The sequence below is a fragment of the Peribacillus phoenicis genome, from assembly GCF_047238085.1.
GTDB lineage: Bacteria > Bacillota > Bacilli > Bacillales > DSM-1321 > Peribacillus.
Genome location: NZ_JBDFMF010000001.1, coordinates 476,783 through 501,153 on the forward strand (window position 1 = coordinate 476,783; position 24,371 = coordinate 501,153).

The window sequence follows — 24,371 nt, forward strand, 5'->3', positions numbered from 1 at the left end:
TTGAGTGCCAGCTCATGTTATAATGAATAACTTACTATAATTACTGTTTCTGAACGGATGCCAGAAAAGCCTCCGCATAGCGATAAAATATGGAGGTGTAAGAGAATGAATAAACAATGGACGATTGGTAAAATTAAAGAATTTGTTGAGAACAATTCGGAAAGTAAGTTGCTGACGACGGAATATCACGGTTTTTCTCAAAAGTTACTATTTAAATGTACATGTGGCAGCAACTTTGAAAAAACATTCAAGAAATTTAAAAATAATAACCAACGTAAATGTGATGTGTGCCAACCGCCTAAAGCGGCACGATAACGTATAGTGAATAAACCGAAGTGCTAATTTCTATTAAAGAGAAGTTGGCACTATTTTTATTTTGGGAAATAAAAGTGGATTTCACTAAAAGGGGAAATTAGAAGAATATTCTTCTAGAACTAACGGGTGCTTTAACTGAAGATTGGAGCTGAAGCTTTTTCTTCATGCAACTAATTGCCCGGGAAAGTTGAGTAGCAGGTTACAATAAAAGACGGTCTGTGGAAAGCTTTCCTAATAATAATTTTAAAGAAGCGGGATCAGCTCATAGTGAGGTGCTGAATGAGTAGTTCGAAAAAGAGAAAAAAACAAACAGAAAAAATATTAAAGACCCTAAAGGTACCAATAAATAAACATTTACCCTTAACGGAAAATGAAGAAGAAGTTTCCCTTAGAACAAAGGAAGAGATTATAGATAGAATTATTTCATTAGCGATAGTCTCAGCGAAAGCCATGGAGGCTCCGCCAGAAAAATATTCATAAAGAAGAACAAAAGTTTTTAAAGAAAAAACATCCTAATCACAATGAGCTGATCCAATACTCGTGGAAGTTAGAATGTATTTGGCTTCTGCTTTGGTCTTTAAATCTAATAGCCGATTTAGATGTTCCAGTCGATACTTGCAATGCTGAATATGTTTTTGAGACGGTTTTTTCTCTTCATTCTAAACAAGAGTTGCTTGATGAATCCACTTTAAAACCAACCAGTGATATATTAGATAGTCTTGATTTTATTTATAGGGCACATTGGGCGGTACGAGAAGCCCAAATAAATCATTTGGAAGTTCCATCATCTCTAGATGAAGGCGTTGTATATGAAAGGCACTACACCCTTAATTGGCTAGTAAATTATATGGATCAAGAATGGGAGGAAATAAGTACAGATACATAAAAGCTGCAATACATACTTTTATGCTCCTATATCAGGGTTAAATGTGAAGTTACCTACTTGATCTAACAGGCAGGAAGGTTGCTGGGGCAGCCTTTTTCTTATGGCACTAACAAGACAGGTTAGCTGAAAAGGGACGAATTACCAGTACAAAAGTTTTGATATTTTGAGATAATCAATAAGCACCAAGTCTTTGATTGTAATAGAATGGATTTGTGTAGAAAATATTATACAAGTTTGGGTGGTAAACATTTCATGGGGAATGTATTACTGGGCTACCAATCGATATATTTATTGCAGCCTATATAAGGCAATACACAGATAAAATTATAAAAAAATTGTAGGTTCCATAAAATACATAGTTAAATAATTTCTAATTGAACTAAAGGTCGGTTTAGTTGAAGATGGAGTCGTGACGAGAGCTCTTTTTTCCCGTAAAAGAACAGGCATGTTATAGTATAGGAGAACCGGATTTTATATTATCTGTGGTAATCTTAATCATCAAAGGAGTTTATTCATAATGCATGTGCTACAAAAAACACAAAAAATAGTTCGCTATCAGAATCAACAGGGCAAAATACATTACGGTATTGTTGAGGATGACATGATATTACAACTGTCTAGCAGTTTTGCTGAACTTGTCAACAAGGAAATAAAGTATGACGGGGTCGAGCTGAAATATAGTGACGTGAAAATCTTGGAACCTGTAAAACCTTCGAAAGTGGTTAATTTCGGCTGGACATATGCAGGTCATGCGAAGGAAACGGGTGGAGAGGCAAACCTTGTTGAACCATTCCTATTTTTAAAGCCATTATCTTCGCTTATTGCAGACAAGGAGAATATTATCCTTCCTCCAAACGAGCTATCCAATCAAGTGGAACTTGAAGGGGAAGTGGCCCTTGTCATTGGAAAGCGCGGAAAAAACATTAAAGAAGAAGACGCGCTGGATTATGTATTTGGGTGCACGATATTTAATGACGTCACAGCAAGAGATCTTACAAAAAAAGATCCACAGTTTACGCGGGGCAAAGGATTTGATACATTCGGACCTTTGGGACCGTGCATCGTTACCGGGGTAGATCCTACAAATTTAAGGATTGTGACCACTTTAAACGGCCGTGTTGTCCAAGACGGAAATACCAATGAAATGTCTCTAAGCATTCCGTTTCTAATCAGCTGGCTTTCACAGGTAATGACACTTGAGCCCGGTGACATTTTGGCCACGGGTTCACCATCTGGCAGCTGCACGATCAAGTCGGGGGATGAAGTCGTTGTTGAAGTCGAGAATATCGGTCGGTTATGTAATGGTGTCCAGTAAGATTTGCTGGAATTCTTAATACGTTAAAAAAGATCAGAGCTGCCTTTAAGGCAGCTTTTAGTTTGTACACAAAGTGGTTTCTATCTGAATTTTAAAACAAAGTTGATTGGATCGAAAGGTGCGAGACTCCTGCGGGAAAAGCGTGTCCAGGGGAGACCCCGCAGGCGCAATGACAAGCCATAGAAAATATAGAGAAACTCGATGAATACCGAATTTGTCTACAGTCTGTAAGCTGTCTTTAAGACAGCTTTTTCTTTATGCTAATTAAGGATATAATGGAAGATAATTTGTTGAGTCACAGCTGCATAAGTACGGAGTGCCAGTCAATGGCCGTCTTGTCAATGTAGTAATCATACATAAGCATGGCATCTATGAAAATATTTTTTGCTAACATGGCTTGTTATATGTCTATAAAATTTAATAATGATTGGAATTTAATGATGTTTACAATAAGTACATATCTAGTTGAAATCAGTGAAGGTGAAGAGAGTTATATATCCTTGGATGACTCTTTAAGATTAAGAGAAGTTTTTGATCATCATAAATTTACTCCGGAGCATATTCAAATGCATATAATGATTCAGTTTAATAATCAAATTGTTATTGGAAATGATATTCCTAGTGGGTTAAATTTATGGGATGATTATATAGTTGGAATAGAGAAATTTTTAAACGGTGAGAACGTTGAAATACCTTATGGGATCGATCCATATCTTATGAAGTTGATCTCCATAAACAGCAATTCATTGGAACTTTCTATAGTGGGAGATTGGGAACCTGTTAAGGTGTTTGCACAAGATATATTACCAAAAAGAGAATTATTTACAGCCATTTTAGATGGAGCAGAACACTTTTGGAATACATTGATTGATTATAAAGTGTTTGAGGAAAAAGAGATAAAGGACACAGCATCTAGAGAATATCCGAAACTAATGATTAAAGAAATTGAAAAATTGAGTGCGAAGGTAAAAACTTTGTTTAAATAAAAAGAGCTAAACTTGAGGCAGCCTTTTAAGGAACTAACAGGGAAAGTTCGTTTCAGAAGGAATTTCAATTTAAATTTTTTGAGATAAACAAAAAGCATTCTCTTAGGTAGATAATGTAAAATCAAAAGACAAAGACTACTCTCCAAAAAAGTAGTCCATTGTGCAGTAAAAAGGGCACCAAAAGTGCCCGACCATTCACTTAGTAAGCGTGTAAGTAAAGATTTTCCTTGAATTTTCTGCCCTGAACTTCTTTGTGGTTTGTTTTATTATAGGCTTTGAAATTTAAGGATCTATAGAGATTCTCACTGTATCGTCTGCTTTTAAATGAACATGGAAAATAATATTACCAATTATTTTTCAAAACAATTTTTCCTATCGCCTTGCCTGACTCCATGTACTCATGAGCTTTTGAGACTTCAGTAAAGGTGAACATGTTTGGATCCACAAGCGGGCGCAGCTTACCTTCCTCAACCACCTTGGCAACCTTCTTTAAAATTTCTCCATATTGCTTATGCATGTCTTTATTTAATATCTTCAACAACATAAAGGTAACATGTAGAGAAAGTCCCTTTGAATGCACTGGGGAGAGGTCATGAGTCGAGCGGGCAGCAATGGCTGCTACCGTTCCATGTACCGCAGCCGCTTCAAAAGAGCGATCAAGGTTTTCACCCCCTACCGTGTCAAACACAACGTCAAATCCTTTTCCGGCTGTATATTTTTGTACATAGTCGTGTACGCTTTCTTCTCGATAATTGATCGTTACATCTGCACCAAGGCGCGTGCCAATCTCCAGTTTCTCTTGCGAAGAGGCAGTTGTATAGACTGTCGCGCCTTTCCATTTGGCTAGCTGAATGGCAATGTGTCCTACACCGCCGGTTGCTGCATGGATCAGTATATCTTGTCCAGGGACAAGATTTGCCCGATTAAATAAAGCTTCCCATGCGGTAATGGCAACTAGTGGTAAAGCTGCGGCTTCTTCCATCGTCAAACTTTTCGGCTTGTGAGCAAGTAAATCAGCATCTGCCAGCATAAACTCCGCAATTGCACCGCCAGTCCCTTTAAAACCACCCGCACACCCAAACACTTCATCGCCAACTTTATACTCAGTCACTCCTTCACCCACTGCAGATACCAATCCTGCAACATCACCATGTAAAACGGCTGGAAACTCGGGGGCAACGGCTGGAACTGCACCAGCACGGACTTTCGTATCAATAGGATTTACACTTGAAGCCTTGACTTGAATAAGTACATATCCAGGTATTAATTCGGGTTTTGAAATCTCTTCAAGCTGAAATACGGATGGATCACCAAATGATTGAATAATTTGTGCTTTCACTTTAGTCACTCCTATTTATTTTTATGGGGAATGTCTCATTACCTATGCATGTTAAGGATCGTAGGCAATAACATGAAAAGTAAGAATATTTAGTCTTTACTTGTAAAATCAATGATACTTTATCTACTATAAAATTAAAAGTTAAGCACATTTTTTTAAGGGAATATAAGAGAAGTCTCTTAAATCATTAAAATATTAATATGATTTTTATTACTAATATATCAGTGATGGTAGCGTGAAGGTTGGAGCAAATACTTAAGTGCAGTTTTAAGCAATATCTATATTAGTTGAAGAGTGAGCTGCCATATAGGCGGCTTTATTTTTATTGTTACAGAAGGTTTTTATCTTCATAAATAAGCTGGAATTCCGATATAAAAGGTGAGTGAATGTTAAAAATTTATAGCTTTTTAGGAGATGTAAACAATTGAAAATTAAAACGAGGTTGATAACTACAGTTTCCATTCTTATTGGAACTATTCTAATACTGGGGAGCTTTGCTGTTTATGTAATAGATGCATTATCCGAAAGAAATTCTATACTTCAGGATAAGATGGAAATTCAAAAGGCTGTTATTGGAATTCAATATCGCCTGGCAGGTTTATCAAATGATGAAAGGGCATTTATCATAACTGGGGATAAACAGTTTGCCGAAGGGATGGAAGAAAAAGCAAATGATGTACAAAAGAAAATCGAAAGAATTAAGGATCTTAATAATGAAAAGAATTACGGGGAGAAAATAAATAATCTAGAAGAAAACTTTAATGATATTTGGGAAATGAACCAGCAGGTAATTAGCATTCATAAAGAAGATCCTGAAGGAGCTAAAAACTTGCACTTTGGAGAAGAAAGAACTCTTAGGAAAGAAGTGCTGGATCCATCAGTAGATGAATTGGTGGAATCTCTCAATGCCGATGTTACCAATATACAATCGTTAAATGACCGCAATTCTGATTTTAGTAGGGGAGCCTTTCTCTTCCTGGCAATTGCTTCATCGATAGTTGGACTCGCGTTATGTATTTTGCTATTAAGGTCAATTCTAATGCCACTTGGAAAGTTAAACCGCCAACTAGAGGAAATAGCCACAGGTGATGCTGATTTAACTAAGCATATGGAGGTTACAGGCAATAATGAATTTGGTCAACTGGCTAAATCGTTTAATATCTTCGTGGACTCGCTTAGACAAATGATTTCTCAAATTGGCATATCATCCGAACAAGTGGCAGCTGCTTCTGAAGAGCTTTCGGCCAGTACCGAACAGTCTATAGTAACATCGGATCACATCTCGGAAACGATGCAAGCGATAACTCATAGCAATATTGAACAAAGCCAGTTAACAGTTAACAGTCTAAAGGCGGTAACCGATTCACTAAACAGCATCATTTTGGTAGCTTCGAATACATCAAAGGTAGCAGAGGTTTCATCAAATATGAGAGGGCAAGCTGAAAGTGGTGAAAGCTCGGTAAAAGAAATGCTCGAGCAGATGAAATCCATCAATCTGTCTGTTGACATGGCGGATAAAGGAGTCACCTCATTAGTATTTAGCGCGACACAAATTAAAGAAATCTCCACTCTAATTACTGATATTTCAGGTCAGACGAATTTACTTGCATTAAACGCTGCAATTGAGGCTGCTAGAGCCGGGGAGCATGGCAAAGGATTCGCAGTTGTTGCAGAAGAGGTTAGGAAATTAGCCGATCAAACCAGTCAATCTGCAAATAATATCCATAAGCTTGTTTCAACCATCCAAAATGAATCAAACGAGACCGTTAATAATATTCAAATTGTAAGAGATAATGTGGACTCTGGAATAAAGCTTTCAGAAGAAACGGTTACAAACTTTGAAGAAATTTTAATTTTAATTGAGCAGGTAACATCTCAGATTCAAGAAGTGGCAGCAGCTACCCAGTTTATAAAGAATGGCTTTGAAGAACTGCAGCAAACCATTGAAATAATTGCTGAAGGGTCGCAGGAAACATTAGCTGGCACTGAAACAGCTGCTGCTGCCAGTAAGCAGCAATTGGCCTCAATTGAGGAGGTATCGAATGCAACAATTTCCTTGACCGGATTGGCGGAGGAATTGCAGGAGATGATTTCTCGTTTCAAGGCTTAACGAAAAAAATGCCCCCAAGCGATTAGGTTTTGGGGCATTTTTTACATTTGAAACTATTTATCTGGTATTTGTCATGCCAAAAAAGTTAATCAGAACAGAGATACAGCATTATGGAACGGGTATGCGAGACTCCTTCGGGAAAAGCGTATCTAACGGAGACACCGCGGGCGGACCGCCTGCTTGAAAGCAAGTGCCTGGAGCGGAAATCCACGTCCAAATTGTACAAACCATAAAGAAACTGTAGACAAACTCGATTTTCATCTAGTTTGTCTACAGTCTGTGGAGTTGTTTTGGCAACTCTTTTTTATGCCACTAAAGGGGCATGTTAACATGGAAAGGTAAAATGAAGGAAATTAACGAGGTGCAAACATGCTTTTAGACGATTTAATGAATGAGAATTTTCCAAACTTAGAGCTTAGTCCACCCTTGTTTTATAGTTGGAAAACTGGTATCCGGTTTAAATTAGGTGTGGACTATGACAGTGATTATGCTTATGAAAATAGCCCATATTTACAAGGAGTATATAAAAGGGCCATCACTTTATTCAAGTCCTTGCATTCTCATAACGATGATATTTATATCGTAGTTGACGTAATCGATTATGGTGATGGTTTTAAACATAAATCAAAAACTTTTTCTCGGTATATTAACGAGAAGTCGATCTTATACCGGTTAAACCAAAAGACAACTTTTCATGGCGATGATGAAGAAGGAACATATAAAACACATAGATTTACTTTAAAATGCAAAACGTCCGACTTCAAATACATTCCTATGCTAAAAGCAATCTGCAATCAAGATATGGGAATAAGGCCAAGTATTTTTAATAGAGTCTATTTTATAAACATCAACAGGAAAACAATATTTCACGTTTATGATGATAGGGGTTGTGATTTATTGGCGACTTCGCCCGAAACAATAAGAGATGTTTATGATAAATACAACGATTGGATATTAGATTACGACAGAAATGAAATAGATGAGGTATTCAAATAAATAAAAGATGGCTCCTTGTTAAAATATCCGGTGCATTACCAAAGGTCAGAGCTGCCTTTAAGGCAGAGTTTGTAGACAAAAGGAGTTCTATCTAGAGGATAAAGAAAGTTGATTGGAGCGGGTGTTCGACTCCTGCGGAAAAGCGCGTCTAAGGGAGACCCCGCGGGCGCAAGCCGGGGGCTGACCGCCCGCGCGGAAAGCGAGTGCCTGGAATGGAAATCCACATCCCAATTGTACAACCATAAAGAAACTGTCGACAAACTCAATTACTATCGAGTTTGTCTCAGTCTGGAGCTGTCTGGAAGGCAGCTCTTTTTTTATGCAGCTAAAGAGAAAGGTTGTTTGAATAAGATATAAATAATTTTGTGGTAAACTATATATATAATGTAAATAAAAGGGGAAAATTTAATTGGGATTCTTAGTGTTCATTATGTTCTTTATCATTATTATTATTCTTGCTCTCTTTATAAATAAATTTCTAACGAAATGGCTTGGTGTAGAAAGGAAAGAAAAGTTATCAGAAACTCCTGGTAAGAATATTGACCGATGGGGAAGAGGTATAATCTTATTAATTTTTTTATGTACTCTTCCCTATGCAATAGAGAACAGAAATGTTATAAAGTGGTATTGGATATGCTTTTTAATTGTATCAATTGGTTTTCAGTCGTTTATGGAGTGGAAGTACCTGAAAACCTCAAAACAATATGTCATTACACTTACTTACATATTGTTAGCTCTAGTTATCATGTATTTTATAGATTATTTTATTTACTGAATCTATCTATTCTCAAAAAGGGGTTGCTGCGGCAAGCCTTTTTCTTATGGTCCTATAGGAACAGGTTAGTTAAACGAAGATAAGATATAATTTGGATTAATATACAAAATTTTAATGAAAATAGAAGGGAAGCGTGAATATGACAGAAATGGTACCACTGACATCGGAGAATTTGGAGCTATGTATCGAACTCTACTTGAATGTTTTTAATCGTGAACCATGGAATGAAAGATGGACATATGAAACGGCTAAAGAGAGACTTTCCGACTTATTGAATACGCCTAAATTTCTTGGCTTTTTATTTCATGTTGATCACAATCCAGTTGGTTTTGTTGCTGGAAATAGTAAGGTGTCTTATCAAGGTTTAACTTATTATTTGGCAGAGCTTTGTGTGAATAATGAAATGCAAGGCAAAGGGCATGGCTCAAAAATGCTTCGATCTTTAGAAGCTGAACTGCAGAAGAGAGAGATTAAAAGTCTATATTTATTAACGGCTAATGACGGTCATGCAGAAGCATTTTATCTGAAAAATGATTATGTTGTAAATGAAGATAGGGTGGTTATGAAGAAAAATTTATTTTGAAAAGTAGTCAAGGGGTGATGGAATTGTCGAAATCTGTAAAGTTGTATCAATTAAGCCGAAAAATACATAAATGGACTGGATTGGTTTTATCCGTTTTTTTTATGTTCATTGCAGTCACAGGCCTCGTACTTGTTTATATGATGCCACTCGGAGTGGCTGATGAGTTAAGGACGGGGAAAGAGGCGAGTCCAGATCAAGCGATACCTATGGAGAAGGTCGTGTCCATTGCTACGTCTCAGGATCTTCCAGGTGCGGATTCGGTTGAAGATATATTTAGAATTGAATATAGACCAAGTGCAAATGTGTACCAGGTTCGCTTTAATAACGGTCAAGGTGTTCAAATAGATGTAAGTACGGGAAAAGTGTTATCCACAAATCCAGATTACTCGACTTTCCTGATTACTTTGCATGATGGATCCTTCTTTGGCGATTGGTATAGATACAGTATCCTCACAATGACCGGTTTATCCTTAATACTGCTGTCATTTTCCGGGTATTACATGTTCGGGTATCCTCTCTATAAGCGTCTAATGGCGAATAAAAGGCAATCTTAATCTGAGGTGGTAATGTGTCTATAAAAGGTTTGAATCACTTTTTATTTTCAGTTTCCGATTTAGAGAGTTCCATAGAATTTTATCAAAAGGTTTTTGATGCAAAATTATTAGTTAAGGGCAGAACTACAGCCTATTTTGATTTGAATGGAATGTGGATTGCCCTGAATGTTGAAAAAGATATTCCCCGTAATGAAATAAGCCATTCATACACACATATAGCATTTTCCATAGAAGAAGCTGACTTTATTAACATGTACGAGAAACTAATCGGATTGAATGTAAACATCCTGTCAGGACGTCCAAGAGATGAAAAAGATAAGAAGTCTATTTATTTCACTGATCCAGATGGTCATAAGTTTGAGTTTCATACAGGTACTTTACAAAATAGAATAGATTACTACAAACAAGAAAAAGCACATATGGAGTTTTTCGACTGATAAGTAAGCTATTTTCAAATGAAAAGGGGAATGTTCATGAAAACTATTGGCCTTATTGGCGGCATGAGCTGGGAGTCATCGTTAGAATATTATCGAATCATTAACGAAGAAGTAAAAGCCAAATTGGGAGGATTGCATTCAGCCAAGTGCATTTTATATAGCGTGGATTTTGAAGAAATCGAACGCTACCAAGCTGAAGGGGATTGGGAAAGCTCAGGCAAATTATTAGGCGATGCAGCTTTGTCTTTGGAAAAGGCAGGTGCCGAAATGATTCTTATTTGTACAAATACGATGCATAAAGTGGTCGGAAATATTGGAGAAAAAGTCAATTTACCGATTTTACACATTGCTGATTCAACGGCAAAACAAATTCAAAAGTCCAAAATCAGTACGATTGGTTTACTGGGCACTAAATATACGATGGAGCAAGACTTTTATAAAACACGAATAGAGTCTAATGGTATCAAGGTTTTGATACCAAATGATGAGGATAGAAAAGTCATCAATAAAGTAATTTATGAAGAATTATGTTTAGGGGAAATTCAACAATCATCAAGGGAATATTACAAAAACGTAATCAAGGGGTTAGTTGATGATGGAGCGGAAGGAATAATACTAGGCTGCACAGAAATTGGATTACTAGTTAAACCAGAGGATTCAGAAGTGCCATTATTTGATACGGCTGTAATACATGCCATTGAAGCCGTTAATATGGCATTGGAAAAATGATTTGATGACATTGTGCTTTAAAAAGGAAGGTTGCTGCGGCGGCCTTTTTTTTGTGGAGTTGGAGGGTTAGGGTAATTCAGGAAAGATAATCAAATAAATGGAATTATGTGTTAAAGTTTTACTATAAAAATTTGGGACTCAAATTTAAAGGGAGAAAAAGATGAAAAATGTAATATATATATTTATTACTATTTTAATTTGGATCTTATCAGGAACTTTTTTGTGCATCCATAGTAAGGGTCTGATGAATGTTAATCCTTGGGGGATGCACAATTTTGAAAATATAACGATACAAATAGCAGTTATTCTATTACCGGTTATTGGACTATTTTTGTCAATTCTTATTAAGAAAAGAGTCATAAAGTACGTAATGATTTTAGGGTGCTTAATAAATATTTATTATCTCTCCATTCCATTTACCTTTGCTTGGTTACATTACTTTCAGGTCATTTAATACAGTAGAATACTTTTTGAAATTAGACTAACGGGAGCTTTTCTTCATGCTTAAGCTGTGCTTATGCAGCTAATTGATTAGAAATAAAATTTATATTGCAGTAAAGGAGAAGGTTGGACTTGATAAAGATAGATACAGTTTTTTCATATATTCTTCTAGGAGTGATCGTATTTTACGCCTTGGAGTGGTTAGCTGTTGGTTCAGGTTTCGGAGTACTTGTTGGCGGGAGTTTTGGTTTACTTTTATTTATAGCCAATCATATTAGTAAAAATCAAAAAAACATGGGTAATACGGAAGAACCTGATGACAAGCAATAAATATTAATATACTAGTCTAACGGGTGCTTTACATTAATAACAGGGTTGCTGTGGCAGCTCTATTCTTATGAAAAGGGGCAGGTTAGTTGAATAAGATATTTTGGATAAATGTATGTAAGAATTAGTATCCAAATATAAGGGGGGGATTCTTATGACATATGATAAACTAAATAAAACAATTACCACTAAAAGGCTAGTACTAAGACTTTTTCAAATATCTGATGCAGTAGCAGTTACTAAGCTTTGTAATAATTATAATATTTATAAAAATACATTGTACCTACCTTATCCATATACTATAGATGATGCTTTATCATGGATTGAGCATCATCTTAATAATTTTAATGCTAATAAATCATATGAATTTGCTATAACAGATAAGGAAAGTGGAGAATTATATGGAGCTATAGCGCTATCTAACAACCACAAGTTTAATCATGGTGAAATAGCCTATTGGATTGGTGAAAAATTTTGGGGAAATGGATATGCTACAGAGGCAGCGCAAGCTATATTACATTTTGCATTTGAAGAAAAGCAATACCATAAAGTATTTGCTCGTTACTTTAATTCAAATCCAGCTTCAGGAAGAGTAATGCAAAAATTAGGCATGAAAAAAGAAGGGGTATTAATTGACCATGTGAGGAAAGAAGACCGATTTGAAGATCTAGTATGTTATGGGATTATAAACTCAGTAGGATTATAGATTATACTGAGGGAGATATGCTAAATTATTAGCCAAATGGTGGACCGACGATGGTTTAATGGGTTCAACCAGATATATTTGGCTGAACTTCTTTTATTAAAGGGTTCTTTACTTCAACTTATTGCTATTGTCATAAAAACATCCTGAAAACAAGAAATATAAAGATTATGATTATGAGCGTGAGGATGATTTTATAAATATAGATATGGAATATTTAATAAGTAGGATCACTATCTCGTTAATGTAGTACTAACGGAGGAGAAACAGACATATGCCAGAAAATAAAAATGATTCATTTCGTGATATGAATATAAAAGAAAAGATGGCAACAGTTGCCGGATTAGCATTTCTCATTATTATGGTAGTGGGCTTTGTTATGGGGCTTTATTTCTTTGGACTGGCAGGGATTTTTGAACTGCTCGGCGTTCGGTATGAATCTATCTGGTCATTGGTTATTTTTGTTGTCAGTTTTTTTATTCTAGGCATCATTGTCGAATTGTTTTCCAAAGCAATTTTCAAGCTGTCTGTCCGAAATATAACAGGAAAAATAAAGGTGTTTTTTATCCGAATCGGTTTTGAAGGCACATCGAACTGGCTAGTACTGTTCGCAGTGGATGAGTTTATGAAAAGTATTACACTTTCCTTGAAAACCGAGATTATTATTGCATTGCTACTTGCCATAATAGAAATTGTTTTCGACGATGATAAGGAAATCCCCTAATAAAACAATTTACTTAAGTATAATTGGGGATTTCCTGTACCTCAGGTGTAGAATAATGGAGTTGGAAGTGAACTTAGCTCGTGGTTTATATTATTTAAGGCAAAGACAGACTCAAAGGTAAGACAAATTAGCCCATGCTGAGATTTTTCCATATTCACCGTGCATTTTTGGTCCACCATTTATAAAAATCTTCTTTGAAAATTTGAATCAAGATATCCTAATAATGGGCTTCTGTATATCCGGTCACGTACGGACCTTATATGTTTAGAGGCCATCCTGGAATCTTAGGTAAAGGCGTATCAACAGGTAATGAACCTATTTTCGCTGCTTCTTTTAATAAAAGTTCTTTATTTTAAATCCCCATTCAGTCCACGATTCTTCTAAACTCGGCTAATTCTTTCATGTGAATGACTCCTTCCTTGTTTATTCGAACTGTGCAACATTAAAACTCATATAATTTTCCACTATTTGGTTTATAATGATAGTAAGGAGTTGTTGTTTAATTGAATGTTACTAATATAAGTACATCCATTTCTGAAGATATTATAATTACTAATTTGACAGGTTTCATAACCCTTGCTGATGTAAACACCTGGTTTAATTCATTTGAGAAAACGTGCTATTCATTTATTAGACAAGGAAAAAAGTATAAGATGTTAGTTAATCGTAAAGGTTATACTCCAGAACATTTTTCTGTACAAAAATTGTGGAAAGACAAATTGTTCTCTAATAATATATTAGAGAACACCATTGCAGTCGCTTTTTTATTAGAAGAAGGGGATATTCTAATTCACCTTGAACAGTCTAATACCAAAGACAATGCAATGTTCTCAAGTAATTATGACCAATTAATTGACTGGCTTACTAAATATAAATAACGGATTATTACTCCTAAGTTGCTGAAAGGTAACTTTTTTTAATGCACAGTTTGTGTCAACTCTGCAATAAGCTATAGAACTAACGGGTGCTTTACTTCAATAACAGGGGGGTTGCTGTGGCAGCCTTTTCTTATGCAACTAACGGGGCAGTTTAGTTGCATAAGGATAATGGTTTTTTGTGGTAAAAATCAATAGGAAAAGGATAATAAGGGGGATGACTATGGAAGGGTTGGAAATATACGATTTTTTAAGATTAGTTTTTATTACTTTTATCATTAGTTTAATTGTTATTACCATTATTTTATTGGTTCAAAAGAAACGGAGCAACCTCGTTAATGGATTCACAGTTAGTATTACTTCAATAATTTCAATAATTGTTTCTGGTATTAATCTTATTATTATGGGATACATAGCTGATGAATTAAATTTAGGAGGAGATGTTATTTCCTCATATTTGTTTCTTATAATTTTAGGGTTAAGCATATTTAATTTGTTTATTTACTTTAAAAATAAAAACAGTATTATTAGTGCCTAATAAATAAATTTTGTTCTTAAAGGAGTTGTTAGGGCAACTCCTTTAACGGGTGCGTTAGCTGAAGATTGGAGCTGTCTTAAGGCAATTTTTCTTCTTTAACTAACAGGTGTTATTGTTTAATGAAAAATCTACTATTCTAGTATAATAGTTCTTCTTTTGTCTATACTGTCTATTAATATGGTATAGATTGGAGAGAAACAGGTATGATCTTAACTGATGTATGGGGTTTATATAAGGCAGATAAGCAAATCCAATTTATCGAGAATAACGGGATAGTATATCCATTAGTTCTTGCTTGGCTGTTTCTACACTTTCTTTTTGGAAATGTTTGTATTGCACTCGGATCTTGGATTCATCCATTCCTGCTGCACTTTCCAAAAACCCAGAAAGTCCTCTTGCTTTTCTATCCACTTCGATGAATAAATCTACGGATTGAGCGTCCGCGACGAATCCGATTTCAACCTCATCAAGGCTTCTTTGGAATGGACCGCCCTTTGGCTTGTATTCGAATTCCTGAAAGACACCCGTTTTGCTACGTTTGAAGGGTATATTTTTCACTTTGTTCAAGTAAAACCCTAATGATTCGATTGCTTTTAGGAAGCTACTGACTGTTTCATTTTCAAATACGTTTATATAATCGTTATCTTTAGGGTCCAATGCGAACGTCACATCCATTTCCGTCTTCATCCACACAGACACGTCTCCTATCGTGATTGGCGTTTCGTACGGAAGTTGCAAGGAAAACGGAATCACCTTTTCTTCGCCTTTTTCAATGACGAATGCATCCGAAACCTTTATTTTGTAAAGGGTAACATCATCTAAATACTTACGGTCATCCTGTTCCCTCAAAACCTGTGTCATCACATGGATGTACAGCCCATTGATTTCCTGTTGGGTGTTTCCGCCAAGGACAAACACGTTCCCTTTTACCGTTTCTCCTTGTTTGTATGAATCTTTTTCTAATTTTGTATCCACTTTCGCCGCACCGATTCCGATGCTTGCTTTCATTTTATCAAAAAATGACATGTACATAATTCCCCCTTTGTAAGTCTATAAATAGCATAGCATAATAGGTTCATGAGCGCCTCTAGAAGTGGTTCAAAGTTTAATGGGCCATGAAAAAAGTGAAACCATAAAACTAAGTGGTGCAATGCGGAGAGACTTGTATAGAAAGTATTTTTAAGGGACCAAGGGTCCTTTTTATTTTGTTCTTAATAAACTATCGGGGCAGGATGGTTGATAATCATGGAAAATTTTCCAATTTTAGTATAGTGTAGAAGGAAGAAATGGAGGGATGAAATTTGAGATTTTTCAAGATGTTTTCTTTTTGCACTTTAATGATAGTATTCTTAAATGCTTGTAGTTTAGAAACTACAAAAACGAAAAGTGAAATTTTAGAAATACCTAATATAGATGAATATACAACCTTATTAGTGCAAAGTGTTGATGAGAAAGGGGTATCTTCCAATTCAACTTCAAAGGTCATTACAGATATTAATGAAGTACAAGCTTTTATAGAGAAAGTGAACAAAATGGAAGTTGTGCAACCTCCTAATAAGGAGTTATTGGAGAAGAGTAAAGAATTAAATAAAAAAGGGAATTACTTTTTTGTATTATCCGATAAAGAAACCATGGATAACAAAGTGTACACTATGAATTTTTTTAGTGATGGAAGGATTATGTTTCAAGAACCGAACGGAAAGAAGCAAGAAGCAAATGGAGCAGAACAGAAAATGATGTATTTATCAAAAGAAAAACATACTGATGTTCTTCTTGAAATGAAAGAATTATTAAACATTAAGTTTTAATTAATCCTTAATCAACTAACTGGTGATTTAGCTGAAGATCGGAGCTGTCTTTAAGGCAGCTTTTTCTTATGGCACTAACGGGGCAGGTTAGCTTAATAAGAACAGGACAATCAATATACTATGTAGAATATAATAAGATGGTATTGTTTAAATATTTAGAAAAAACAGTATAAAAATTAGGAGTGTTTGTTATGGTTCATGCAAAAGATGTTTTATCGGATCAGTTGTTGGCAAATGCTAATGACCCAAGTTGGTACCTACCATTTTCAGATTCAATAGAAAGATTGTCTGAGGAACATGCATTTTGGAAGCCAAACGAAGAAAGTAATAGTATTGCTGAAATTGTGCAGCATCTACTATATTGGAATCAAACATGGCAAACAAGGTACCAAAAATCTCACGTTGATGCTGTGCCTTCAATAGGAAATAATAATAACAGCTTTATTATTCCTGAAAATCATACTTTTGCTGACTTAAAAAAACAACTATTAGAGGTGCTTTTACGTTGGCAAGAGTTATTATCTGAAGAAAAAGTTGAGAGAGAAGTTAATGGTTATCCTGGACACGTGAAATGGTGGGCAATACTCGGAAATGTGTCAACTCATAACGCATATCACATTGGTCAGATCATTTATATCCGGAAGTTGCAAAATAGCTGGAAAATAGATGCAGGAGTAGATAAATAAAAGTTGCACTAGTGCCTACTTGAAATATCGGGTGCTTACTTCAATAAGAAAGGTTGCTGAGGCAGCCTTTTTCTTATGGCACTAACGGGGCAGGTTAGTTCATTAAGTAATGTTAATTAGAGGTGGAAAATGAGAAAGCGATTAAAGAAAAAATTAGAAAATAGATATAATGCTTTAAATGAAGCCAAAGGTCAAAGATTTAAACGAAAAGGCAATCGGTGTATAAGATATGAGTTTTTACCAATTGGAGAAAGGGATAAGTATGCTCTGAATAATGATGAAATAACACCTGAATACCCTTATGCTACACACTGGCTGATTGAGGCATTTGATTGGAAGCATTTTTCTCAAATAAGGATTTTTCCTTGTTCAAAAAATGGAGGTACTACAAGTAGCTCCCCAGTTCAAATGATTATATTTAGTGATGAGAATGTTAAACAGATTTTAAATACATTTAAAAAAGTAGTTGAAGATATGAAAAGTGATAGGTTTTGGCAAACCATTTATTAAACATACTTCAACGCTTAATTTGTTAATGAACTAACGGGTGCTTTACTTCAATAAGGGAGGTTGCTGAAGCAACCTTTTTGTTATGCAACTAAAGGGGCAGTTTAGTTCATTAAGCGTAGCTTAGTCGAACCATAATTATTGACTATTTTTATAAAAAAAACTAAAATTTGGATAACGATATTAATTGGGCGGTGTGTATTTGTTGAGTAATATAGGTATTCCAGAATTAATTCTATCTTCTCTTTTCGTAATATTAGTATTGTTTTTACTAAGAAAACTAGTGAAACCGAAAAAAGAGCTTCAACAAAAAATAGATAAACTGGAAGAAGAGGTTCGAATATTAAAAAATCATAAATAATAAAACTATGCTTTAATGTACTAACAGGTGCATTAGCTGAAGATCAGAGCTGTCTTTAAGGCAGCTCTTTCTTTATGCAACTGTCGGGGCAGGATAGGCTTAAGACCGATATTAATTTAGTGTAGATGTATAGTAATAATAATCAATAAATGTTAAAATTTTCTTAATTCAGTAAGTGATTGTATGAATTTTATTCTTTGAGGAGACAACAATTATGAAAAAAGTTTGTATGAAATTGATATTTGCTTTTAGCGTATCTATATTTTTATTCGGGTGTAGTATAGAAAAAGAAGATATGAAAGAAGATCCTGGGCTTGATAAATCCCAAAAGATAGAAGTATCGTCAGAAGAAAATCCAGAATTGGTTTTAAACGTTATAGATAATCAAGATGATGTAAATGAATTTGTTAATACACTAGAAGTTGATAAATGGAGTATTGTAGATATTCCTTCAAATTCAACTAAAGGGTATATTTATAAGATGTACCAAGAGGATACAGTCAAACTCGGAGAGCCTAATACAGATAAAAAGGAACTTATACAAATCGCTACAATTATTACATATAAAGATAGTCCTTATATCGAATTAAAAACCAAGAAACTAAATTTAAATTTTAAAGTTCCAAAAGATGTAGCAGAATACCTATCTAATAACAATAATTAAAACATTAACCATACAACAATTTCGTCAACAGGACGTTATTTCTTCTTATTGAATTAAACCAGCTGGTAGTTTGTGAAGAATAGTACTTAAACTAACAGGTGCGTTAGCTGAAGATCGGAGCTGTCTTTAGGGCAGCTTTTTCTTTATCCAACTATCGGGGCATTTTAATAGAAGAAGCTACTGTATAATATTAATATATTTAATAGTTTTCGAGGTTTGAAATGGTTAATGGTGGAGATGGATTATTTGCTCTTGTAGCTTTTTTCCCTATTATTTTTTGTATAGTTATTACTGGTTTTTCCATTTATTTTGTATTTAAGGTAATTAAATTCATGAATGAAAAAACAATATTAGACCGAGAAAGAAATGAGAAGCTTGATGAATTAATTAAGGTCAATCAAGGTAAAAAAGATTAAATAACTTTATTTCAACAAACGGGCGTTAGCGCCATAAGAAGGCCGCCAATTGGCGGCCTTCTTAATATATAGCTTTTACAATAATACTTTCAAATTTAATTAACAAACGGGGCAGGTTAGTTCAATAAGGAAACTTTTTCCTTTTTCGTTCGTATTAAAAGTAGCAGGAAATAAAGTTGTCCTTTGGAGTAGGTGTATAAATGAAAAAAATGTTAATGATCTCAACGATGGCTGCATTAGTATTAGCTGCGTGTGGTGAAGAAAAAGCACCATCTTGGAAAGGTACGTGGAAAAAGAAGGATGGAGAAAAGAGTGTTTGTCGAGACTCCTTTACCTTTAAAGGGAAAAACAATTTTGAAATTCAAAATTCAAGAGTCCAGGGCGGAGAACAATCTTCTGGAACATATAAGCATATAGAGAATAATGATTATGAATTTGATTATGGTGGTGGTTTTGACAATTTTACTATTATAGTCGATAAAAATACGATGAAAGTTCAATTATCAGGCAAAGATATCATTTGCGAATATAATAAAGTCGATAAAATTAGAAAAAAATACGAAAATCCATGGGAGTAATGATTGGAAAGCTTTCATAAGGTCAGTCAGATTTTTACCCTTTTCATGAAACCAGCGATGTATCCAATCTGTAATTTCCTATTTTATATATGGTTGGAGGTACAGCAGAACAAGAGATTTCTGCTACCAGTTAAATCTGCTATTCATATTTCAATTATCCCTTTTTCTGAACATTTAGTGCATAGAGAACAGCTAGAATTGTATTCACTAACACTACATACTTTTGTGAAGCCTCTTAAAGAACTAACAGGTGCTTTACTTCAATAACAGGGGTTGCTGCGGCAGCCTTTCTTGCGTAACAAAATAACAGCTACTGATGTTTCTGTTTCTTTTTTTAAATTTGCAAAATTATAAATAGGGATAGTCCAATCACTATCCCTAACATTACATATGATTACGATTAACGAGTTCTTCCGCCTAATTGTTGTTCAGCCATTTGCACTAAACGTTTTGTAATTTCTCCACCAACAGATCCGTTCGCACGAGATGTTGTATCAGCGCCAAGTGTAACACCGAATTCACTAGAGATTTCGTATTTCATTTGTTCTAGAGCTTGCTCTGCACCATTAACTACTAATTGATTACTGTTGTTATTTCTAGCCATGTTGTCAGCTCCTATGAATGTAATGTGTTGCTAGTCATAGGTTTTGATATTGTTAAGAGTTATATACATAGAATTTAAAATAAATCAAGGCAGTGATTAAGTGAAATTAAACTCATCTGTAGCTCTAGAAGGGAAGAGGTACAGGAAAACATTGAAGCAACCGGGTCGCAAGGTAAGGGTTTCAGAAGCTCCGAAAAGCAAATAATCTGATGTAGAGGTTTTCTCCTCCTATTTCACAGTTTGTGTCAATACAATAAGGCAGGTTGCTTAGGCTGCCTTTTTCTTATGGTACTAACGGGGCAGGATAGTTGAAGATAAGCTGGTACTATTATGTAATGTAAACTTCTGAATTTATGGAGGTGTATGATGAAAAATATAATAAATTTTATTTCTCTTTTTGTCTTTATGGTGTTGGTCGGTTGTATTGGGGAAGAAAAAGGAAAATTATCAAGAGTAGATGTTCAAAAAATTGATACAGAAGAAAATTACGAAGATGTCGTAATGATAACAGATAGCGAATCAATAGAGCTGCTAAGGCAGGCATTTGAACAAATCAAATGGGATGATAAAGTGGTTAAAATGGCTAGAAAACCCGACGTAGAAGCTAATTTGTTTTACACTTTTGGTGAAAATATACCTGAAAGACTTTATGAATATGAAATTTGGTTTAATGAAAGTGCAGGTACAGCAACAATTATTAGCAATAATGAAAACGAAAGTTATGGAGAGTTAGATAAAGATAATGCACAAGCCCTAAAAAATTTTTTTCTTAAGTAACGGGTGCTTTAGCTGAAGATCGGAGCTGCCTTTAAGGCGTTTTTTCTTTATGGAACTATCGGGGCAGGTTAGTTCCATAAGCGTAGTGTATTCGTACTGTGTAGTTCGATATTTACACAAACATACTTATTTTTGTTAAAATTAGGTAGTGTTAAATTATCATTAAGGGCACAAATTTTTATAATCTAATTCATTAAGGGGCAATTGTTGTGCAAAAAATACCAGGACTTATATCCGTTCTAATCCCGTCTGTTTTAACATTATTGATCATTAACTTTTTATTTGATATCGTATCCTTGAAAATTCAAGGAATGCCACTCGTATTTCCGTTTATACTGTGTCCAATAGGAGCTATATTTGGATTCGTAGGCTATAAAATGAATCGCGATAAACTTTCGTTAGCTGGAATAATTTTCAACATCATTTTATTTGTGTTCCCAATCTTATATAACATCGTCGCTATACTTACACAAGGTCCATAATCTTTAGTACAAAGGGGTTGGATTTTTCCAATAAGAGATATATCGCACAGTTTGTGTCAACTCTGTGATAAGTCTTATAGAACTAACGGGTGCGTTAGCTGAAGATCGGGGCTGTCTTTAAGGCAGCTTTTTCTATATGCAACTATCGGGGCATGTTAGTTGCATAAAGAAGTTTCCATTTTTTACACAAATGAAAAGGTGTCAAATGGTATGATTGAAACAGAAATTGTACAGAACTTAATTTTTAGGGGGAAATATATTCTTGAAAATGATTAGAATTATCTTAGCAATAATTGTTCTTGCTTTATCAGCCTATCAGCTAATTACTGAAAATTTTGAGTTGATGCCGTATTCTATGTTGTTCTTGGGGGCAATTATGTTAGTTACAGGATTATCCGAACTTCAAAAAGACAGAAAAGGCTTTTGGGGATATATGAGCATTGGTATCTCTTTATTTGTTTTCTTTGTTTCCATACAGGGTTTCTTAATGAACTAACAGGTGCGTTAGCTGAAGATCGGAGCTATCTTTAAGGTAGCTTTTTCTTATGGAACTAACGGGGCAGTTTAGTTTAGGAATAAAAGATATAATTTGTAATATTGATTTAATTGAAAGGAGGTTGCTTCATATGCCAATATGTCCACTGTGGCTATAAATGGGGTTGGATAGAGGCTTTTTTAAAAATGTTTACCTTTAAAAAAAAGTTAAGATGTCCATCCTGTGATTCATCCCAATACATTTCCAAGAAATCAAGAAAGCTATTAAGCCTATTTATATCTTTATTGTTTGTACCATTAGTATCATTTGGTGTACCTAAAAAGTTATGTCTTAGCTTTTGAAATAGTTGCATATGCTTTGGTTATTATTTTGATGCCATTTAATTTTCATGAACAGCAATTCTCCAATTACTTAGGAAACTTTATAAATAATAACACCACTAATCCTGAGATATGTTAATAACAGCAATAATGCAACAATGCATATCGTTCCGATTGAAGCTAAAACATTAAGGATTTTATTTGCTTTTGTACTAAACAGCTTACAAAATACAATATAAACTCCAACTCCAATAATTCCACCTAATGTATTTCCCATAAAGTCAGTTATATCGCTAGCTCCTATAGCAAAGATGAATTGCAATACTTCAAATAACAAACTAACTCCTGCTATTACTGCAATCTTTTTCAAGAAAGACCAATTTGGTTTTAGCATACTGATATAAATTCCAAATGGGATAAATGCAAGTACATTATAGATTATTTCATTAAAATCTATTTGATTATTAACATTAGCTGAACCAGCAAAAGGGATTAAGTTGATTTCCCTAAAATCCGGCAAGCCTTGAAATGAAAATTGCATTTTAAAGACTATAATCCATGTTAATGCAAATAAATATACGGCCAACAAGCCAGCAGTTATTTTTTTTTGATTTTTCATATAAATCCTCAATTCCTAATTCTTTTTCAAATTTATAATTTAAGCTTTATCCTACTTTACACTATTGCTATCATCTTCGAAAATTTTTCAGCTATTTCTTCTGATAATTTTATTACACTATTAAGTAACTGGTATCAGGTTGTTAATTCTTTGTGTGTAAATAAATTTATGATATCCGATTTTATACCAGCTTGTTGAACAGCGTATTCACTGTTAATCAAAAGCAGATTCCCTTGATAGATCTGCTCTTCTGTAATCTCAATCTTATGGGGGTTTTCAGTAGCTGTATTATCATTTTGTTCATATATTTAATCCTCTACTTTATCTTGGGATATCGGTAATATATTAAAAATAAAAACTAGAAATAATGCAAAAACCAATAAATATCCCCACTTTTTCATTTTTAGTCTCCTCCTTGATGTAACTTGTTTATAGGATAGGAAAAACTTTTAAAATAAAAAGTGGGGTAAATATTAAATTTTTCTTAAATTTTTACTTGGATTTTAATCCGCCATTGGTAATTGTGTCTTTAAAATAAAATTGCGATGTTTGTAAGAAAGATGCGAAGTTTTGAATAAAGTTGTGATACTTTATCTTTTCAATCAAAGATTTCTAAATGAGCTTTGATTGAACTTTTTTAGAAAACGGAGAGTCCATTCAAAATGGTTTCCTTTTATTAGCCATAGCTTGTGGGTTTACAGAAAATTTTAAATCAAACCTTATTCAAAACCAACACTAATAATTGATGGATTTTGACATACCGCCAGTGAAATATGTAATCACGTCGATAAAGTTGTTCCGATAAGAATCGCTTTTCTTAATGAACTAACGGGTGCTTTAGCTGAAGATCGGAGCTGTCTTTAAGCAGCTTTTTCTTATGCAACTAACGGGGCAGATTAGTGAAAGAATAAATTTTAAACAGGACTATTGATTAAGTACGTAGTATTTAAAAAGTGAATGTAAAAAGAGGGGGGGAATCTTTTTGGAATTTTATAGATTTGACAAAGAAGTAGGAAAAAACGTTTCTCATTTTAATTCAAATTTCATTATGTCTCGAATTGTAAAAACAGAAAAACCTACACAAATTGGTTGTATGCATTTAGAAGCTAACGGAATTGTAGGTTTCCATCAAGCTGTTATCCCACAATTGCTCATTGTTGTAGATGGGGAAGGATGGGTTCGTGGTGATGATGAATTAAAAGTAAATATAAAAGCTAACGATGTGGTCTTTTGGGAAAAGGGTGAAGGACACGAAACAGCAACTGCCACTGGACTAACTGCAATTGTAATTGAATCTGAAGAATTAACCCCTTCTAATTTTATGCCAATTAAAGAACATAAATAAAAAAATCTTGTTGAACTAACGTATGCTTTACTTCAATGCTAAGAGCTGATCAGCAGCTCTTTTACTTATGGCACT

32 protein-coding genes and 2 pseudogenes are annotated in these 24,371 nt (G+C 34.5%); 29 read left to right on the forward strand and 5 right to left on the reverse strand.

Annotated features, from left to right (window positions below):
* The first annotated feature begins 105 nt into the window (after positions 1–105).
* The 5 genes from ABC374_RS02390 to ABC374_RS02410 all read left to right on the forward strand — a co-directional run bounded on the left by ABC374_RS02390 (position 106) and on the right by ABC374_RS02410 (position 3,502).
* Positions 106–315, forward strand: a complete 210-nt coding sequence (locus ABC374_RS02390; protein ID WP_063235826.1) for a hypothetical protein — start codon at positions 106–108, stop codon at positions 313–315.
* A gap of 279 nt (positions 316–594) precedes the next feature.
* On the forward strand, positions 595–795 hold the full coding sequence (locus ABC374_RS02395) for a DUF4272 domain-containing protein (RefSeq protein WP_413015677.1): 201 nt from the start codon (positions 595–597) through the stop codon (positions 793–795).
* Positions 796–844: 49 nt separating this feature from the next.
* Positions 845–1,201 carry a DUF4272 domain-containing protein gene (locus tag ABC374_RS02400; RefSeq protein ID WP_413020240.1) on the forward strand — a complete coding sequence of 119 codons (357 nt, stop codon included), beginning with the start codon at positions 845–847 and terminating at the stop codon, positions 1,199–1,201.
* A 517-nt stretch (positions 1,202–1,718) separates the two neighbouring features.
* Positions 1,719–2,516: a fumarylacetoacetate hydrolase family protein gene (locus ABC374_RS02405; RefSeq protein ID WP_101226022.1), complete on the forward strand. Its 798-nt coding sequence runs from the start codon at positions 1,719–1,721 to the stop codon at positions 2,514–2,516.
* 371 nt (positions 2,517–2,887) lie between these two features.
* Positions 2,888–3,502 (forward strand): hypothetical protein, encoded by a 615-nt coding sequence (locus ABC374_RS02410; protein WP_413015679.1) that lies wholly within the window; start codon positions 2,888–2,890, stop codon positions 3,500–3,502.
* 343 nt (positions 3,503–3,845) lie between these two features.
* On the opposite strand, the gene ABC374_RS02415 is transcribed toward ABC374_RS02410, so the two are convergent.
* Positions 3,846–4,841 (reverse strand): zinc-dependent alcohol dehydrogenase family protein, encoded by a 996-nt coding sequence (locus tag ABC374_RS02415; protein WP_413015681.1) that lies wholly within the window; start codon positions 4,839–4,841, stop codon positions 3,846–3,848.
* A gap of 424 nt (positions 4,842–5,265) precedes the next feature.
* Between ABC374_RS02415 and ABC374_RS02420 the strand changes: the two genes are divergently transcribed.
* The 12 genes from ABC374_RS02420 to ABC374_RS02475 all read left to right on the forward strand — a co-directional run bounded on the left by ABC374_RS02420 (position 5,266) and on the right by ABC374_RS02475 (position 14,633).
* Positions 5,266–6,951 (forward strand): methyl-accepting chemotaxis protein, encoded by a 1,686-nt coding sequence (locus ABC374_RS02420; protein WP_413015683.1) that lies wholly within the window; start codon positions 5,266–5,268, stop codon positions 6,949–6,951.
* Between the two features lie 387 nt (positions 6,952–7,338).
* Complete coding sequence (locus ABC374_RS02425; RefSeq protein ID WP_413020242.1) at positions 7,339–7,947, forward strand: DUF3885 domain-containing protein; 609 nt, start codon at positions 7,339–7,341, stop codon at positions 7,945–7,947.
* 430 nt (positions 7,948–8,377) lie between these two features.
* On the forward strand, positions 8,378–8,722 hold the full coding sequence (locus tag ABC374_RS02430; RefSeq protein WP_350302792.1) for a DUF4181 domain-containing protein: 345 nt from the start codon (positions 8,378–8,380) through the stop codon (positions 8,720–8,722).
* Between the two features lie 139 nt (positions 8,723–8,861).
* The gene (locus tag ABC374_RS02435) at positions 8,862–9,305 is read left to right on the forward strand and encodes a GNAT family N-acetyltransferase (protein WP_413015685.1); all 444 of its coding nucleotides are present in this window, start codon (positions 8,862–8,864) and stop codon (positions 9,303–9,305) included.
* Positions 9,306–9,328: 23 nt separating this feature from the next.
* A complete protein-coding gene (locus tag ABC374_RS02440) occupies positions 9,329–9,859 on the forward strand; it encodes a PepSY domain-containing protein (RefSeq protein WP_413015687.1) in 531 nt (176 codons plus the stop codon).
* Between the two features lie 14 nt (positions 9,860–9,873).
* Positions 9,874–10,296 (forward strand): FosM family fosfomycin resistance protein, encoded by a 423-nt coding sequence (gene fosM / locus ABC374_RS02445; protein ID WP_350301374.1) that lies wholly within the window; start codon positions 9,874–9,876, stop codon positions 10,294–10,296.
* Between the two features lie 36 nt (positions 10,297–10,332).
* Positions 10,333–11,025, forward strand: a complete 693-nt coding sequence (locus ABC374_RS02450) for an aspartate/glutamate racemase family protein (protein WP_413015689.1) — start codon at positions 10,333–10,335, stop codon at positions 11,023–11,025.
* Positions 11,026–11,598: 573 nt separating this feature from the next.
* Positions 11,599–11,796: a hypothetical protein gene (locus tag ABC374_RS02455; protein WP_350301376.1), complete on the forward strand. Its 198-nt coding sequence runs from the start codon at positions 11,599–11,601 to the stop codon at positions 11,794–11,796.
* Between the two features lie 151 nt (positions 11,797–11,947).
* Positions 11,948–12,499, forward strand: coding sequence for a GNAT family N-acetyltransferase (locus ABC374_RS02460; protein ID WP_413015692.1), 552 nt, complete (start codon positions 11,948–11,950; stop codon positions 12,497–12,499).
* Positions 12,500–12,770: 271 nt separating this feature from the next.
* A complete protein-coding gene (locus ABC374_RS02465; protein ID WP_413015694.1) occupies positions 12,771–13,220 on the forward strand; it encodes a YrvL family regulatory protein in 450 nt (149 codons plus the stop codon).
* A 503-nt stretch (positions 13,221–13,723) separates the two neighbouring features.
* On the forward strand, positions 13,724–14,098 hold the full coding sequence (locus ABC374_RS02470) for an STAS/SEC14 domain-containing protein (protein ID WP_413015696.1): 375 nt from the start codon (positions 13,724–13,726) through the stop codon (positions 14,096–14,098).
* 220 nt (positions 14,099–14,318) lie between these two features.
* Entirely contained in the window at positions 14,319–14,633 is a 315-nt protein-coding gene (locus ABC374_RS02475) for a hypothetical protein (protein ID WP_377430298.1), read from the forward strand.
* A gap of 255 nt (positions 14,634–14,888) precedes the next feature.
* Here the strand turns inward: ABC374_RS02475 and ABC374_RS02480 are convergent, their stop codons facing one another.
* On the reverse strand, positions 14,889–15,659 hold the full coding sequence (locus ABC374_RS02480; RefSeq protein ID WP_350301386.1) for a sporulation protein: 771 nt from the start codon (positions 15,657–15,659) through the stop codon (positions 14,889–14,891).
* A gap of 55 nt (positions 15,660–15,714) precedes the next feature.
* Between ABC374_RS02480 and ABC374_RS02485 the strand changes: the two are divergent.
* The 7 genes and pseudogenes from ABC374_RS02485 to ABC374_RS02515 form a co-directional block, all read left to right on the forward strand.
* Positions 15,715–15,816: pseudogene (locus ABC374_RS02485) on the forward strand (integrase); the annotation flags it as partial.
* A gap of 118 nt (positions 15,817–15,934) precedes the next feature.
* Positions 15,935–16,441: a hypothetical protein gene (locus ABC374_RS02490; RefSeq protein ID WP_350301387.1), complete on the forward strand. Its 507-nt coding sequence runs from the start codon at positions 15,935–15,937 to the stop codon at positions 16,439–16,441.
* 191 nt (positions 16,442–16,632) lie between these two features.
* A complete protein-coding gene (locus tag ABC374_RS02495; protein ID WP_057276098.1) occupies positions 16,633–17,127 on the forward strand; it encodes a DinB family protein in 495 nt (164 codons plus the stop codon).
* 129 nt (positions 17,128–17,256) lie between these two features.
* Positions 17,257–17,637 carry a hypothetical protein gene (locus tag ABC374_RS02500; RefSeq protein WP_413015700.1) on the forward strand — a complete coding sequence of 127 codons (381 nt, stop codon included), beginning with the start codon at positions 17,257–17,259 and terminating at the stop codon, positions 17,635–17,637.
* 572 nt (positions 17,638–18,209) lie between these two features.
* Positions 18,210–18,659, forward strand: a complete 450-nt coding sequence (locus tag ABC374_RS02505; protein ID WP_413015702.1) for a hypothetical protein — start codon at positions 18,210–18,212, stop codon at positions 18,657–18,659.
* Positions 18,660–18,880: 221 nt separating this feature from the next.
* Positions 18,881–19,075 carry a hypothetical protein gene (locus ABC374_RS02510; protein WP_413015704.1) on the forward strand — a complete coding sequence of 65 codons (195 nt, stop codon included), beginning with the start codon at positions 18,881–18,883 and terminating at the stop codon, positions 19,073–19,075.
* 200 nt (positions 19,076–19,275) lie between these two features.
* Positions 19,276–19,653, forward strand: a complete 378-nt coding sequence (locus tag ABC374_RS02515; RefSeq protein WP_413015706.1) for a hypothetical protein — start codon at positions 19,276–19,278, stop codon at positions 19,651–19,653.
* 400 nt (positions 19,654–20,053) lie between these two features.
* On the opposite strand, the gene ABC374_RS02520 is transcribed toward ABC374_RS02515, so the two are convergent.
* Complete coding sequence (locus ABC374_RS02520) at positions 20,054–20,257, reverse strand: alpha/beta-type small acid-soluble spore protein (RefSeq protein ID WP_214750194.1); 204 nt, start codon at positions 20,255–20,257, stop codon at positions 20,054–20,056.
* A 363-nt stretch (positions 20,258–20,620) separates the two neighbouring features.
* Between ABC374_RS02520 and ABC374_RS02525 the strand changes: the two genes are divergently transcribed.
* The 4 genes from ABC374_RS02525 (at position 20,621) to ABC374_RS02540 (ending at position 22,353) form a co-directional block, all read left to right on the forward strand.
* Positions 20,621–21,034 carry a hypothetical protein gene (locus ABC374_RS02525; RefSeq protein WP_413015708.1) on the forward strand — a complete coding sequence of 138 codons (414 nt, stop codon included), beginning with the start codon at positions 20,621–20,623 and terminating at the stop codon, positions 21,032–21,034.
* 209 nt (positions 21,035–21,243) lie between these two features.
* Positions 21,244–21,516: a hypothetical protein gene (locus ABC374_RS02530; protein WP_413015710.1), complete on the forward strand. Its 273-nt coding sequence runs from the start codon at positions 21,244–21,246 to the stop codon at positions 21,514–21,516.
* 268 nt (positions 21,517–21,784) lie between these two features.
* A complete protein-coding gene (locus ABC374_RS02535) occupies positions 21,785–22,012 on the forward strand; it encodes a DUF3953 domain-containing protein (protein ID WP_350302794.1) in 228 nt (75 codons plus the stop codon).
* A 110-nt stretch (positions 22,013–22,122) separates the two neighbouring features.
* On the forward strand, positions 22,123–22,353 hold the full coding sequence (locus ABC374_RS02540) for a TIGR04104 family putative zinc finger protein (RefSeq protein ID WP_413015712.1): 231 nt from the start codon (positions 22,123–22,125) through the stop codon (positions 22,351–22,353).
* A 70-nt stretch (positions 22,354–22,423) separates the two neighbouring features.
* On the opposite strand, the gene ABC374_RS02545 is transcribed toward ABC374_RS02540, so the two are convergent.
* Both ABC374_RS02545 and ABC374_RS02550 read right to left on the reverse strand, forming a co-directional pair.
* Entirely contained in the window at positions 22,424–22,951 is a 528-nt protein-coding gene (locus ABC374_RS02545; protein ID WP_413015714.1) for a VanZ family protein, read from the reverse strand.
* Between the two features lie 65 nt (positions 22,952–23,016).
* Positions 23,017–23,352 (reverse strand): annotated as a pseudogene (locus ABC374_RS02550) (D-Ala-D-Ala carboxypeptidase VanY); the annotation flags it as partial.
* Positions 23,353–23,933: 581 nt separating this feature from the next.
* Here ABC374_RS02550 and ABC374_RS02555 point away from each other — a divergent pair.
* A complete protein-coding gene (locus tag ABC374_RS02555) occupies positions 23,934–24,296 on the forward strand; it encodes a cupin domain-containing protein (protein ID WP_241638044.1) in 363 nt (120 codons plus the stop codon).
* Positions 24,297–24,371 lie beyond the last annotated feature (75 nt).